General features: G+C 73.5%; 13 protein-coding genes. 9 read left to right on the top strand and 4 right to left on the bottom strand.

Going from position 1 to position 14,170, the window contains the following annotated elements:
- Positions 1-4: 4 nt before the first annotated feature.
- Positions 5-1,357, bottom strand: coding sequence for an allantoinase AllB (allB, locus tag AB0L89_RS36260; protein ID WP_365151183.1), 1,353 nt, complete (start codon positions 1,355-1,357; stop codon positions 5-7).
- A 369-nt stretch (positions 1,358-1,726) separates the two neighbouring features.
- On the opposite strand from allB, the gene AB0L89_RS36255 reads away from it, so the two are divergent.
- Positions 1,727-2,542 (top strand): IclR family transcriptional regulator, encoded by an 816-nt coding sequence (locus tag AB0L89_RS36255; protein WP_365151180.1) that lies wholly within the window; start codon positions 1,727-1,729, stop codon positions 2,540-2,542.
- 578 nt (positions 2,543-3,120) lie between these two features.
- Here the strand turns inward: AB0L89_RS36255 and AB0L89_RS36250 are convergent.
- Both AB0L89_RS36250 and AB0L89_RS36245 read right to left on the bottom strand, forming a co-directional pair.
- Positions 3,121-3,804 (bottom strand): ABC transporter ATP-binding protein, encoded by a 684-nt coding sequence (locus AB0L89_RS36250; RefSeq protein ID WP_365151177.1) that lies wholly within the window; start codon positions 3,802-3,804, stop codon positions 3,121-3,123.
- Positions 3,801-4,898, bottom strand: coding sequence for an ABC transporter permease (locus tag AB0L89_RS36245; RefSeq protein WP_365151174.1), 1,098 nt, complete (start codon positions 4,896-4,898; stop codon positions 3,801-3,803). The genes AB0L89_RS36250 and AB0L89_RS36245 overlap by 4 nt, the downstream gene beginning before the upstream one ends.
- 271 nt (positions 4,899-5,169) lie before the next feature.
- Between AB0L89_RS36245 and AB0L89_RS36240 the strand changes: the two genes are divergently transcribed.
- Both AB0L89_RS36240 and AB0L89_RS36235 read left to right on the top strand, forming a co-directional pair.
- Positions 5,170-6,468 (top strand): sensor histidine kinase, encoded by a 1,299-nt coding sequence (locus tag AB0L89_RS36240; protein ID WP_365151171.1) that lies wholly within the window; start codon positions 5,170-5,172, stop codon positions 6,466-6,468.
- A complete protein-coding gene (locus AB0L89_RS36235) occupies positions 6,465-7,130 on the top strand; it encodes a response regulator transcription factor (RefSeq protein WP_365151168.1) in 666 nt (221 codons plus the stop codon). Before AB0L89_RS36240 ends, AB0L89_RS36235 begins: the two co-directional genes overlap by 4 nt.
- Positions 7,131-7,149: 19 nt before the next feature.
- On the opposite strand, the gene AB0L89_RS36230 is transcribed toward AB0L89_RS36235, so the two are convergent.
- Positions 7,150-7,662, bottom strand: coding sequence for a universal stress protein (locus AB0L89_RS36230; protein WP_365151165.1), 513 nt, complete (start codon positions 7,660-7,662; stop codon positions 7,150-7,152).
- Between the two features lie 101 nt (positions 7,663-7,763).
- On the opposite strand from AB0L89_RS36230, the gene AB0L89_RS36225 reads away from it, so the two are divergent.
- The 6 genes from AB0L89_RS36225 (at position 7,764) to AB0L89_RS36200 (ending at position 14,088) form a co-directional block, all read left to right on the top strand.
- Positions 7,764-9,233: a PLP-dependent aminotransferase family protein gene (locus AB0L89_RS36225; RefSeq protein ID WP_365151162.1), complete on the top strand. Its 1,470-nt coding sequence runs from the start codon at positions 7,764-7,766 to the stop codon at positions 9,231-9,233.
- A gap of 51 nt (positions 9,234-9,284) precedes the next feature.
- On the top strand, positions 9,285-9,959 hold the full coding sequence (locus tag AB0L89_RS36220; RefSeq protein WP_365151159.1) for a nucleotidyltransferase family protein: 675 nt from the start codon (positions 9,285-9,287) through the stop codon (positions 9,957-9,959).
- 226 nt (positions 9,960-10,185) lie between these two features.
- Positions 10,186-11,805, top strand: a complete 1,620-nt coding sequence (gene aceB, locus AB0L89_RS36215) for a malate synthase A (protein ID WP_365151156.1) — start codon at positions 10,186-10,188, stop codon at positions 11,803-11,805.
- A gap of 150 nt (positions 11,806-11,955) precedes the next feature.
- Positions 11,956-12,540 (top strand): sigma-70 family RNA polymerase sigma factor, encoded by a 585-nt coding sequence (locus tag AB0L89_RS36210; protein ID WP_365151153.1) that lies wholly within the window; start codon positions 11,956-11,958, stop codon positions 12,538-12,540.
- Positions 12,537-13,304 carry an anti-sigma factor gene (locus AB0L89_RS36205; RefSeq protein ID WP_365151150.1) on the top strand — a complete coding sequence of 256 codons (768 nt, stop codon included), beginning with the start codon at positions 12,537-12,539 and terminating at the stop codon, positions 13,302-13,304. Before AB0L89_RS36210 ends, AB0L89_RS36205 begins: the two co-directional genes overlap by 4 nt.
- Before the next feature lie 199 nt (positions 13,305-13,503).
- Positions 13,504-14,088, top strand: coding sequence for a fasciclin domain-containing protein (locus AB0L89_RS36200; protein ID WP_365151147.1), 585 nt, complete (start codon positions 13,504-13,506; stop codon positions 14,086-14,088).
- Positions 14,089-14,170: the final 82 nt, after the last annotated feature.

Here is a 14,170-nt window from a genome sequence, read left to right as displayed (position 1 = left end):
TGTTTCAGTTGTTCCTTTCCAGAAGTCGGCCTGCGGGTTCGCTGAACTCGCCGCCGTGCAGGATGCGTTCGCCGCGCAGCCAGGTGGACTTCACGACGCCGCTGAGGGTCTTGCCCGCGTACGCCGTGACCCGGTTCCGGTGCTGCAGCTCCGCGGGATCCACGGTGAAGGTCTCGTCGGGCGCGAGGACCGCGAAGTCGGCGTCGCGGCCGGCCTCGATGGCGCCCTTCTGGTCGAGTCCGACCAGCTGTGCGGTACGGGCGGACATCCACCGCACCACGTCCTCGAGGCCGTATCCCCGCTTACGGGCCTCCGTCCAGACCGCGGGCAGGCTCAGCTGGAGCCCGGAGATGCCGCCCCACGCGGTCGCGAAGTCGTCGGTCTTCAGGTCGGCGGTGGAGGGCGAGTGGTCCGTCACGACACAGTCGATGGTGCCGTCGGCCAGCGCCTCCCACAGCAGGTCCTGGTTGCCCGCCTCGCGGATGGGCGGGCAGCACTTGAACTCGCTGGCGCCGTCGGGGACTTCCTCGGCGGTCAGGGTCAGGTAGTGCGGGCAGGTCTCGACGGTGAGCTTGACGCCCTCGCGCTTGGCGGCGGCGATGAGCGGCAGCGCGTCGGAGGACGACAGGTGCAGGACGTGCACGCGGGCGCCGATCCGCTTGGCGACGGCGATGAGTCCCTCGATCGCCGTGTCCTCGGAGATCCGGGGCCGGGTCTCCAGGTAGTCCGTGTACTTGGGGCCCTTGTTCTTGGGAGCGGCGTCGAGCTCGTGCGGGTCCTCGGCGTGCACGATGAGCAGCCCGCCGAACCCGGCGATCTCCGCCATGGAAGCGGTGAGCTGGTCCTGGTTCAGCTCGGGGAACTCGTCGACGCCCGAGGGCGAGAGGAAGCACTTGAACCCGTAGACGCCCGCGTCGTGCAGCGGCTTCAGATCCTGGACGTTGTCGGGCAGCGCTCCGCCCCAGAACCCCACGTCGATGTGCGCCTTGGTGCGGGCGACGTCCTGCTTGGTGCGCAGGTTGTCGACCGTCGTCGTGGGCGGCAGGGAGTTGAGGGGCATGTCGACCAGGGTCGTGATGCCGCCGGCGGCCGCGGCGCGGGTGGCGGTCCAGAAGCCCTCCCACTCCGTGCGGCCGGGGTCGTTCACGTGGACGTGCGTGTCGACGAGGCCGGGCAGCAGCGCGTCGTCGCCGAAGTCCTCGACCCGCGCACCCTCGGGGACCACGGCGTCGTGCGCGCCGACGGCCACGATCCTGCCGCCGGACACGGCGACCGAGGCGGCCCGGATGCCCTCCGGGGTCACGACACGGGTGGAGCGGAGCACCAGCTCCACACCCGCGTCTCCACTCGCGTCCACGCCCACGCCCTTTTCGGACACCCGTGTCCCCTCTCTTCTGTTCCGCTACACAGACCTTTTGCTTCCGCTTAACGGAATTCAACGTTCTGTTGAAGGAGTTTTCACGCTCGATCTCGCGACGTCAAGGGTGTGCTTCCGCACTCCGTATTCACCGGCGCCACACTGGACGTTTCCACAAGGTGGAATTAGAATTCCGCCTGCCAGAACGTAGCTATGCACAACGAGAGCGTCAAGGGAACACGGGACAACCCCGCGAAGACACGGACAAAGGACCCCTGACCGGCGACGACGTCACGACGCGCGAGAGCCTTCGTGAAGAACCGCCCGGTAGGCTGCTTCCTTGCCTGCCAGCACCGAAAGGAACGCGCCGTGCCGACGTCAAGCGCCAGCGACGCCCCTGCTGAAGTCGCCGCCACCAAGCCCTCCGCCGCGAGCGGTGGCGTCCAGTCCCTCGAGCGCGCCTTCGACCTGCTCGAGCGGATGGCCGACGCGGGAGGCGAGGTCGGCCTCAGCGAGCTCTCCGCCAGCAGCGGCCTGCCGCTGCCCACGATCCACCGCCTCATGCGCACGCTGGTCGCCTGCGGGTACGTACGCCAGCAGGCCAACCGCCGTTACTCGCTGGGCCCGCGCCTGATCCGCCTCGGCGAGTCGGCCTCGCGGCTGCTCGGCACGTGGGCCCGGCCGTATCTCGCCCGCCTCGTCGAGGAGACCGGCGAGACGGCGAACATGGCGCTGCTCGACGGCGACGAGATCGTGTACGTGGCGCAGGTGCCGTCCAAGCACTCCATGCGGATGTTCACCGAGGTCGGGCGGCGGGTGCTGCCCCACTCCACGGGTGTGGGCAAGGCCCTGCTCGCGCACACGCCGCCGGAGGAGGTCCGCGCTCTCCTCGCGCGCACCGGGATGCCTGCGGCCACGGAGAAGACGATCACCACGCCGGACGGATTCCTCGACGCGCTCGAAGAGGTGCGTCGCACGGGGTACGCGGTGGACGACAACGAGCAGGAGATCGGGGTGCGGTGCCTGGCCGTTCCCGTCCCCGACTCGCCCACGGCGGCGGCGATCTCGATCTCCGGGCCTGCGGGGCGGGTCACGGAGGCGGCGACGGAGAAGATCGTGCCGGTGCTGCAGGAGGTGGCGGTGGAGTTGTCGGCGGCTTTGGCCTCAGCGGGGCCTGGCTCCTGAGCCTCGGACCCTGCCTCGGTGCCCGGCACCGTGTCCGTACCCCGGCTGCGCCGGGGCGGGTGCCTCCTTCATCGCCGCCCGGCACCGTCCGCTTCCCGGCGCTCCGCGCCGGGCCTTCCCCACCCACCCACCCGTTGACCCCGCACCGCCCTGCCGGACCGGCTGCACCGGAGCTGGAGCCACCTTTACCGCTGCCCGGCACCGGGGGCTGTGCCCACCCGTTCCGCCCTGCGGAACGCCTGCCCACAGCAGGAGCGGCTACCCGGCCAGTGCCGCCGCCCACAGTGGCGGGACCGGCATCTGGTTGCCCACCGGGCTCAGCGCGGGCACAACGGCCCCCACCGGGCCGCTGCCGCACACGCTCCCGAGGGGACGTGGGGGTATGTGCGAACGGAGCACCGAGCCAGCCATAGCGCCTTTGGACTTGAGGCGCGGCGCAGGGATGGCGAGTACGCACATACCCCCGCGGCCCCGCCCCCGAGACGGACAACAGGCGCAGGCCCGACAAGCCGCAGACGCCAACGCCGCCCACCCCGCCCACGGACCCGAGGCGCGCCGTCCGAGGCGCCCCCGCCAGGTCACGTCAGGTGGCCGTCCGTCATTTCGCGGACCTCGTCCGCTCGCGGGAGGCTGGGGCGGTCGTGGGTGACCAGGACCGTCGCCGTGCCGCGCTCGCGCGTGAGGCGGGCCAGGAGGTCCATGACCCGAGCCCCCCGCTCGTGGTCCAACGCGCTCGTCGGCTCGTCGACCAGCAACACCGCCGGCCCGTTCATCAGCGCCCGCGCGATCCCCACCCGCTGCCGCTGACCACCCGACAGCTGATGCGGCCGCCGCCCCGCCTCCCCCGCCAGCCCCACCGCGTCCAGCAACTCCCGCGCCCGTTCCCGCGCCTGCGCGCCCCGGCGCCCCCGGCGGCCACCCCGCCCGTCCACGTGCGCCATCAGCTCCAGCTGTTCGAGCGCCGTCAGTGACGCCAGCAGGTTCGGCTGCTGGAACACGATCCCCAGCCGCTGCCGCCGCAGCTCCGCCTTCTCGGCCCGGCTCAGCGACCCCGTGTCCACGCCGTCGACCACGACCCGCCCCCGGTCCGGCGTGACCAGCGTCGCCGCGACGGCGAGCAGGCTGGACTTCCCGGACCCGGAGGGTCCGATCACCGCCGTCATGGTTCCGGCGGGCACGTCGAGCCCGACGTCGTCGAGCGCGGTGAGGCGCCCCGCGCCGTCCGCGTACGTCAGCGTGACGTCTTCGAGAAACAAGGTCATCGTGCGCTCCCCAGGGCGACCAACGGATCAACGGCGGTGATGCGCCGCACGGACAGACCGGCGCCGACGACGCCGAGGACCACCATCACCGCGGCGGGCCACAGCACCGTCGACGGTTCGAGGACGAACGGGACGTCGCCCCCGCTGATGGCACCGCCCACCGCCGCGGCGAGCCCGGTCCCCACCGCCGTACCGGCGACGAGCATCGCCAGGGCCTGCCCCAGCGCGTCCCGCAGCAGATACGGCGTGGAGGCCCCCAGCGCCTTCAGCACGGCCACGTCACCGGCCCGCTGGATGGTCCACACCGTGAAGAAGGCCCCTATCACCAGCGCGGAGATCGCGAAGAGGAACCCGCGCATCAGCTGGAGGGACCCGTTCTCGGCCTGGTAGGAGCCGATGGCGGTCAGCGCGTCGTCCAGGGACTTCGTCTCGGTGCCGGCCGCGGCGTCCCCGGCGGCCAGGTCGACCCCGCCGCCGTCCCCGCCCCCGGTCCGCAGCGCCACGACGGTGGCCTGCTCGTCCGCCGACGTACCGCGGTGGCCGAGCCCCTGCCAGTCGTCGAGCGTGATCCACACGACGGGCGTATGGCTGTACGAGGCGTCGGAGGCGATCCGCGCGACGCGTTCCTCGACCGCGCCGCCCCCGAGCCGTACCCGGTCCCCGACGCCGACGCCGAGGTCCGCCGCGGCCTGCTCCGAGAGCACGGCACGGCCCGGCGCGATGCCGTCCGGGGCGATGCCGGAGTCCGGCTCGACGCCGAAGGCGGACACGGCGCCGGAGCGGTCGCCCGCGGTGGCGTTGAGCGTGCTGATGCCGATGGGCTGCGCGGAGGTGACCCCGGGGCGCCCGGCCCACTTCTCCCAGGCGCGCTGTTCGACCTGCGAGTTGGTGAAGGAGACGGACTGGCCGTCGGGCGGCGCGGCGAACGCCAGGTGGTCGGCGGGCAGCCCGGTGATCGCCGAGGTGTTCTCCCTGGCGAGCCCGGCGGTCAGCCCGGACAGCAGGCCGACGAGCAGGGTGATCAGCACGACGACGGTTCCCATCAGGGCGAACCGCCCCTTGGCGAACCGTAGGTCTCTCCATGCGACGAACATGCCCCCACCCTGCGGCCGGGACCGCCCGCCGGGCATCGCGCCACAGCACGCTTCACCCGAATCGAAGTGAGGGGCCGACGGTCAACCTTTCGATTGACGAGAGCGGGGCGCGACGGCCGTACCGTAGAAGGGACACGCACGTGTCACGCGGACGAGCCCCCGCGCCCACCGACCACCGGCTACCGGCTACCGCGCACCGCACTCACCACGCACTCACCGCAATCACCGCACGCACCAAGCCCACAGAACCCACCACGCCTCACCCCACCTCATGAACCCAAGCCCGAGCGCCATCGCCAGCCCCGTCCTGCGCGGCCTCACCGCCCCCGGCCCGCGCACCCGCCCCCGCACCCGTACCCGCACTCCCGTCGCCCTCGCCCTGCGTCTCTGCCTGCACGCCCTCCTCGCGGGCCTGCTCGCGCTCGCCGTGGTCAAGGCCCTGACGGGCGGCACGGCGGCACACCCGGCGGGGGTCACCGCCGCGGCGGCGGCGATGGGCGCCGTCTACGCGGCGGGCACCGTCAGCCCGGCCGTCGCCCGCTCGCGGCGCGCGGCCGCCTGGTGGCTCGCGGCGCTCGGCGCCTGCTGGCTGGTGCTGCTCGCGCTCTCCCCGGACGGCCTGTGGGCGGCCTTCCCGCTGTACTTCCTCCAGCTCCACCTGCTGCCGACCCGCTGGGCCCTGCCCGTGGTCCTGGCCACGGCGGCCGCCGCCATCGCGAGCTATCTGGTGCACAGCGCCCAGATCACGCCGGGCAGTTTCATCGGCCCGCTGCTCGGCGCGGCCGTGGCCGTGGCCACGGTGCGCGGGTACGAGGCGCTGTACCGCGAGAGCGAACACCGCCGCGAACTCATCGACGAGCTCATGGCCACGCGCGCCGAGCTGGCCGCCGCCGAACGCACGGCGGGCACGCTGGCCGAGCGCGAGCGGCTGGCCCGGGAGATCCACGACACCCTGGCGCAGGGCCTCTCCTCGATCCAGTTGCTGCTGCGGGCCGCGCAGCGCGCGCTGCCGTCGGGCTCCCCCGCCGCGCCGCACGTCGAGCAGGCGCGCGTGGCCGCGCAGGACAACCTCGCCGAGGCGCGCCGGTTCGTGCGCGCGCTCGCGCCGCCGGACCTGGCGCACGGCTCGCTGGCCGGGGCGCTGGAACGGCTGAGCGCGTCGAGCCCGGGGCCGCGCGTCCGCTTCTCCCTGAGCGGTACGCCGACGGAGCTGCCCACGCCGTACGAGGTGGCACTGCTGCGGGTCGCGCAGTCCGCCCTCGCGAACACGGTCCGGCACGCGGAGGCAGGCCGCGCCGAGATCACGCTGACGTTCATGGACGCGTCGGTCACGCTGGACGTGGTGGACGACGGCGTCGGCTTCGACCCGACGGCGACGGCGACGGCGCGGCGCGAGAACGGCGACGGCGAAGGCGACGGCGGGGAGCGCGGCGGCTTCGGGCTCGTGGCGATGCGCTCGCGGGCGCGGTCGCTGGGCGGGACGTTCACGGTCGAGTCGGCGCCCGGCCAGGGCACGGCGGTGGCGATCTCGCTGCCTCTGCCCGCACGGACGAAGGAGGCCGCGGCATGACGGGGACGGCGGGCGGGCCCGGCGGGCCGACGGTGCGGCTGCTGCTCGCCGACGACCACCCGGTCGTACGCGCCGGTCTGCGCGCGGTGCTCGACGCGGAGCCGGACTTCGAGATCGTCGCGGAGGCGGCGACGGCGGAGGCGGCGGTGGAGCGGGCCGCCGCGGAGGGCGCGGAGGCCGTCGACGTGGTGCTCATGGACCTCCAGTTCGGCGCGGGCATGCACGGTGCCACCGCGACGGCGGAGATCACCGGGCGCGCGGGGGCGCCGCGGGTGCTGGTCCTGACCACGTACGACACGGACGCGGACATCCTGGCGGCGGTGGAGGCGGGCGCGGCCGGCTATCTCCTCAAGGACGCGCCGCCCGAGGAGCTGGCGGCGGCGGTCCGCACGGCGGCGTCCGGACGCTCCGCGCTCGCGCCCGCGATAGCGCACCGCCTGATGGACCGGATGCGGGCGCCCGCGGAGGCGCTGAGCCGCCGCGAGCTGGAGGTGCTGCTCCTGGTGAAGCAGGGCCTGTCCAACCAGAGCATCAGCAAGGAACTCTTCCTCAGCCAGGCCACGGTGAAGTCCCATCTGGTGCACATCTACGCCAAGCTGGGCGTCGACTCCCGCACGGCGGCCGTCGCCGCGGCGACGGCCCGGGGCCTGATCCGCACCTAGGCCCCGGGCTCCGCCCGCCTCAGTGCCCCACCAGCGCGAAGTCCTCGGCCGTCACCTTCCGGAGGGCCCGGCGCAGGCCCTTGGGCACCTCCGGGGCCGGGACCGTGAGGACGGCGCAGGCCGCGTGCGACCGGACGTAGCGGTGGACGCGGCCCATGCGGCGCCTGCCGGGCCGGACGCCGAGGACCACGAGGTCGTCCGGCCCGGTGACCAGGTCGCACAGGGCGGGGCCCGGACGGGACCTGATCAGCCGGCGCTCGGTCACGACGCCCTGCGGCGCGCCGCCGAAGACCGCGTCGAAGGCCCGGTCGAGGCGCTCCCGCGCCTCGTTCCGCCAGTGCCGCGCCCACGCGGGGTCGGGGTGGCGCAGGTAGAGCCCCTCCCCCTCGGGCGGTTCCCAGGCCGTCACCGCGAGCAGCGTGCGTCCGCCGCGCCGCGCCTCCTCGGCGGCGGCCCGCAGCGCCGCGAGGCTCGCGAGTGACCCGCCGACCCCCACCACGACCCGTCCGGCCGCCGGTTCGTCCCCTGCCATCACAACCCCCTTCTCCAGGCCAAAAGGCCGACTGAAGCGCTCTGGAGAGGAGTCTGTACGCTGATTGGCCTGGAGAGCAGGGCCAATACGCGGGAGTTGGCATGGCAGAGGGACGAGTGGTCCACGCAGTGGACAGGCGGCTGGGCAGCCGCCGGCTGGCCGGTCTGCTGACCGGGACCGTGGGCGAGCGCCCCGGCTACCGCGCGCTCGCCCACGGCGTACGCACCCTCCTGCTCGACGGCCGCGTCCCCCTGCACACCCGCCTGCCCGCCGAGCGCGAGCTGGCCACGGCCCTGGCCGTCAGCCGGGCCACCGTCACGGCGGCGTACGACGTGCTGCGCGAGGGCGGCTACGCGCGCAGCCGTCGCGGCGCGGGCACCTGGACCGAGCTGCCGGAGGGGCGGCGGCCGTCCAATGTGGCCGCGTTCCCGGCGGGTGACGACGTCATCGACCTGGCGGTGGCGGCGCCCGGCGCGCCCGCGGCGGAGCTCTCCGCGGCGCTCGGCGCGGCGGGCGAGATGCTGGCCGAGCACGCGCCGACGGCGGGCTACCACCCGTACGGGATACCGGAGTTGAGGGCCGCCGTCGCCGAGCGTTTCACGCGGCGCGGGCTGCCCACGCTGCCCGACCAGATCCTGATCACCACCGGCGCCCAGCACGCGCTGTCGCTGACCCTGACCCTGCTCGGCAGGCAGGGCGACCGGGTCCTGGTCGAGAACCCGTCGTACCCGAACGCCCTGGACGCGATGCGCGGCGCGGGCCTGCGCGCGGTGCCCGTGCCGGTCACGGACGAGGGCTGGGACAGCGGGCTCGTCGAGTCGTCGCTGCGGCAGGCGGCGCCGCGCCTCGCCTACCTCGTGCCGGACTTCCAGAATCCGACGGGCCGGCTGATGCCGCGCGAGCAGCGCGTCCGGATCCTGGAGACGGCCCGCGCCACGGGCACCTGGCTGCTGATCGACGAGACCATCGCCGACATCGCGCTGGACGGGCCCGCGCCCGCGCCGTTCGCCTCGCTCGCGCCGCACGGCGCGGGCGAACAGGTCGTCACCGTGGGGTCGTTGAGCAAGACGCACTGGGGCGGACTGCGGATCGGCTGGGTGCGGGCCGGGTCGCGGCTGATCACCGAGCTGGCGACGAAGCGGGTGCCGGGCGACATGGCGACGCCCGTCATCGAGCAGCTGGTAGCGCTGCATCTGCTGCGCGGCATGGACGACGTGCTGCGCGAGCGGCTGCCGCTGCTGCGGGCGCGGCGGGACGCGCTCGCGGCGTCGCTGGCCCGCCATCTGCCCGAGTGGCGCTGGGAGTTGCCGCCGGGCGGGCTCTCGCTCTGGGTGGACCTGGGGCGGCCGATCGCCTCCTCGCTGGCGCGGGCGGCGCTGGCGCACGGGGTGCGGATCGAGGGCGGGTCGCGGTTCGGGGCGGATCCGGGGACGCACGAGCATCGGCTGCGGATTCCGTACGCGTTGCCTACGGCGCTCACGGAGGAGGCGGTGGTGCGGCTCGCCGGCGCGCTGGCCGGGGGCCTGCCCGCGCCCGGGGACGACGGGGGCCGTCGCAACTGGGTCGCGTAAGCGCCTCACGGGGCCACGGCACCTCGCCCCCGTGGGGTGTATCCAGGAGTCATGACGACGACAGAACCGATGGACGCAGGGGCCGAAGAGGTCGCCGGGCTCGTGCTCGCCGCGGGGGGCGGGCGCCGGCTCGGCGGGCGGCCGAAGGCGCTGCTCCCCCACCGGGGCCGGCCGCTGGTGGAGCACGCCGTGCGCGTGCTGCGCGAGGCCGGGTGCACGCGGGTGCACGTGGTCCTCGGCGCGTCCGCCGACACCGTGCGGGCGCGGGCCTCGCTCCCCGGGTGCGTGCTGGTGGACAACCCGGAGTGGGAGGAGGGCATGGGCTCGTCCCTGCGGGCCGGCCTCGCCTCGCTGGCGGGCACGGGCGCGACCGCCGCCCTGGTCTCGCTCGTCGACCAGCCGGGGATCGGCACGGCGGCGACGGCCCGCGTGCGGGCCGCGTACCGCTCGCCCTCGACGCTCGCGGCGGCCGCGTACGAGGGGCGGCGGGGCCACCCGGTCCTGTTCGGCTCGGCGCACTGGGCGGGGATCGCGGCGGGCGCGGTCGGCGATCAGGGGGCCCGCGCCTACTTGCGGGACCACGCGGGCGACCTCAGGCTCGTCGAGTGCGGGGACGTCGCCCAGGCGTACGACATCGACACCGCCGAGGACCTGGCTCGGCTGGAGCCCGGCCCGCCCGGAATCTCACCCTCCGGGGAGCCCGGGGCGACCGTCCACGTGGAGTGACCGAGGTGGCACTCAGCGACATGTTCTGTCGACGAAGAGAATCTCGACGTCAACAAACCATTGAACTTCCACCATGAGGAAACTAGTATCCACTGACCAGAAGGCCCGTTACCTCGGACGGGGCCCCACAGCCGCACCTCGGCTCCTGTGGCACCGAGTGCCACCGCGTCTGCCCGGCGGCTCGCCCGGCACCGTCCACGCAGCACTCTGAAGGAAGTGACAGCTCATGTCCGCACTAGCGCCGTCGCCGCTGGCCATCGTCGACGCAGAGCCCCTGCCCCGGCAGGAAGAGGTGCTCACCGATGCGGCCCTCGCCTTTGTGGCCGAGCTGCACCGGCTGTTCACGCCCCGGCGTGACGAGCTGCTCGCCCGGCGCGCCGAGCGCCGCGCGGAGATCGCCCGCACCTCCACGCTGGACTTCCTCCCGGAGACCGCCGCGGTCCGCGCGGACGACTCCTGGCGGGTCGCCCCGGCGCCGGCCGCGCTGAACGACCGCCGCGTGGAGATCACGGGCCCGACCGACCGCAAGATGACCATCAACGCCCTGAACTCGGGCGCGAAGGTCTGGCTCGCCGACTTCGAGGACGCCTCCGCCCCGACCTGGGAGAACGTGGTCCTCGGCCAGCTCAACCTCACCGACGCCTACGAGCGCCGCATCGACTTCACCGACGGGCGCACCGGCAAGTCGTACGCCCTCAAGGGCGCCGACGAGCTGGCGACCGTCGTCATGCGTCCGCGCGGCTGGCACCTGGACGAGCGTCACCTCCAGGTCGAGGGCCGGGCGATCCCCGGCGCGCTCGTCGACTTCGGCCTCTACTTCTTCCACAACGCCAAGCGCCTCATCGAGCTCGGCAAGGGCCCGTACTTCTACCTGCCGAAGACGGAGTCGTACCTGGAGGCCCGCCTCTGGAACGACATCTTCGTCTTCGCCCAGGACTACGTCGGCATCCCGCAGGGCACGGTCCGCGCGACCGTCCTGATCGAGACGATCACCGCCGCGTACCAGATGGAGGAGATCCTCTACGAGCTGCGCGACCACGCCTCCGGGCTGAACGCGGGCCGCTGGGACTACCTGTTCTCCATCGTCAAGAACTTCCGTGACGGCGGCGCGAAGTTCGTCCTGCCGGACCGCAACCTCGTGACGATGACCGCCCCGTTCATGCGGGCGTACACCGAACTCCTCGTCCGCACCTGCCACAAGCGCGGCGCGCACGCGATCGGCGGCATGGCCGCGTTCATCCCGTCCCGCAAGGACGCGGAGGTCAACAAGGTCGCCTTCGAGAAGGTCAAGAACGACAAGGACCGCGAGGCCGGCGACGGCTTCGACGGCTCGTGGGTGGCGCACCCGGACCTGGTCCCGATCGCCATGAAGTCCTTCGACGCCGTGCTCGGCGAGAAGCCCAACCAGAAGGACCGGCTGCGCGAGGACGTGAACGTCGCGGCGGCCGACCTGATCGCCATCGACTCGCTCGACGCGAAGCCCACGTACGACGGCCTGGTCAACGCCGTCCAGGTCGGCATCCGTTACATCGAGGCGTGGCTGCGCGGCCTCGGCGCCGTCGCCATCTTCAACCTGATGGAGGACGCGGCCACCGCCGAGATCTCCCGCTCGCAGATCTGGCAGTGGATCAACGCGGGCGTCGTCCTGGAGAACGGCGAGACCGTCACCGCGGACCTGGCCCGCAAGGTCGCCGCCGAGGAACTCGACGCGATCCGCGCCGAGGTCGGCGACGAGGCGTTCACGGGCGGCAAGTGGCAGCAGGCCCACGACCTCCTCCTCCAGGTCTCCCTGGACGCGGACTACGCGGACTTCCTGACGCTCCCCGCGTACGAGCAGCTGCGCTGACCCCACGCCCCGCGTCACCGCGCACGCCCTTGATCCGCCCCCGGCACCGCACAGCGCCGGGGGCGGATCGCGTGGGTCCCCGGGCAATCCGGCGCGCCGTGGGCCTCGAATCACCGGTGAACCTCGACGTGCGTCCGGGAGGATCACCGCGTGAATGAAGTCGTGCGCATCGGGTCACGGAAAGCCCCCGGCCCCGATCTCCAAGAGCTGGTCATCCGCGTCGCCCGCGGCGACCAACAGGCGTTCTCGGGCGTCTACGACGCCGTGGCGGGCCCCGTCTTCGGTGTCGTGCGCGCTGTCCTGCGCGACCACGCCCAGTCCGAAGAGGTCACCCAGGAGGTCCTGGTCGAGGTGTGGCGCACCGCGCCCCGCTACCGCCCGGACCGCGGGACGGCGATGAACTGGATCCTCACCCTCGCGCACCGCCGCGCGGTGGACCGCGTCCGTTCGGTGGAGGCGTCCGCCGCCCGTGAGCAGAAGGCCGCGCTGCTCGCCCGCACCCCGGAGTTCGACGAGGTCAGCGAGCAGGTCGAGACCCGACTTGAGCGGGAGCAGGTGCGCCGCTGTCTGCGCTCCCTCACCGAGGTGCAGCGCCAGTCCGTGACGCTCGCGTACTACCGCGGTCTGACCTACCGTCAGGTCGCCGAACTCCTCGCCCTGCCCCTGGGCACGGTCAAGACCCGCCTGCGCGACGGACTGATCCGGCTGCGCGACTGCCTGGGGGTGAGCGCATGAGCAGCGCCCCCGACCTGCACACGCTGACCGGCGCCTATGCCGCGCACGCCCTCGACGACACCGAACGCGCCCGGTTCGAGGAGCATCTGGCCCTCTGCCCCTCGTGCGCGCAGGAGGTGCGGGAGCTGACCGCGACCGTCGCGCGCCTCGCGCAGGCGTCCGCCGTCGCGCCGCCGCGGGCGCTCAAGGACGAGGTGCTCGGCCGCATCGCCGCCGTCCGCCAGGAGCCCCCGGTCGCCGAGCCGCCGGCCGGGCCGGGACCCGCGCCGCGCCGGGCCCGCCGGTTCTCGCGCTGGGCGCTCGCGGCCTGCCTCGCCGCGGCCACGGCGCTCGGCGGCACCGCCGTGTGGCAGCACCAGCGCGCGCAGGACGCGCGCGACGAGGCCCGGCAGGCGCAGGAGCAGGCCAGGGAACAGTCGCGGGAGCTGGCCGCGGTCCTGTCCGCCCCCGACGCCAAGTCCCGCACGGCCCGGCTGCCGGGCGGCGCCGACGGCACGGTCGTCGTCTCCGAGAGCCTCGACAAGGCGGTGTTCGTGACGGGCGGCATGGCGAGGCCGCCGCGGGGCAAGGTCTACCAACTCTGGTTCGACGAGGGCGGATCCATGCGCCCGGCGGGCCTCATGGACCCCACGCAGACCACGGAGGCGGTCCTGATGCGGGGCAAGGTCGGCGGGGCCACGGGCATGGGCATCACGGTGGAGCCGGCGGGGGGCTCGGACCGGCCGACGTCGGCACCGGTTGCGGTGATGGGGTTGCCGGTGTAGGGGCAAATGGGAACAAAAGCAATCCCTGTTCCCGGCCGCTCCGGATTACGGGTGCGGCGGGCGCGGGCGGGGATCCCTGCGGAGGCCTCCTCCCCGCGCCCGCGGCGACCGTCCGGCCGCCCGGTCGGCGGTCCCCTTCCCGGGTCCGCCCGGGGTCCCGGGTCCGCCCGGGACGACCTCCATCGAGGAGGAACCCCTCATGCGTGTCCACCGCACCCGCCGCGCGGCGGTCTCGGTCCTTGCCGCGCTCGCCCTGCCGGTCTCCCTGGGGCTGCTCGCCCCGGCCGCCGCCCACGCCGACGACATGAGCGGCCCCTTCGGACCAGCCTGCGACTCCGTACCCAAGGACGGCAAGGGCAGCTTCGACGGCATGGCGAAGGACCCCGTCGCCACCGCCGCCTCGAACAACCCCGCGCTGTCGACCCTCGTGACCGCCGTCAAGAAGGCGGGCCTGGTCGACACCCTCAACAACGCGAAGGACATCACCGTCTTCGCCCCCACCAACGACGCCTTCGCCAAGATCCCCAAGGCCGACCTCGACAAGGTCCTCAACGACAAGGCCCAGCTCACCAAGATCCTCACCTACCACGTGGTGGGCGAGAAGGTCGCGCCCAAGGACCTGGCCGACGGCTCGTTCAAGACCCTGGAGGGCGGCACGCTCACCACCCAGGGCTCCGGCGAGTCGTACAAGGTGAACGACTCGGCGAACGTCGTCTGCGGCGACGTCACGACGGCCAACGCCACCGTCTACATCATCGACTCCGTCCTCATGCCGAAGATGTGAGCCGTGAGGTGAACCGCGCGGGCCGCGTTCACCCGATCGGGGCGGATCTCGGAATCCACCAATCCGTCGGGGCGTCGGCCTC

Source organism: Streptomyces sp. NPDC052114, assembly GCF_040680155.1.
Classification (GTDB): Bacteria; Actinomycetota; Actinomycetes; order Streptomycetales; family Streptomycetaceae; genus Streptomyces.
This window is presented reverse-complemented; position numbering and strand designations above follow the sequence as displayed.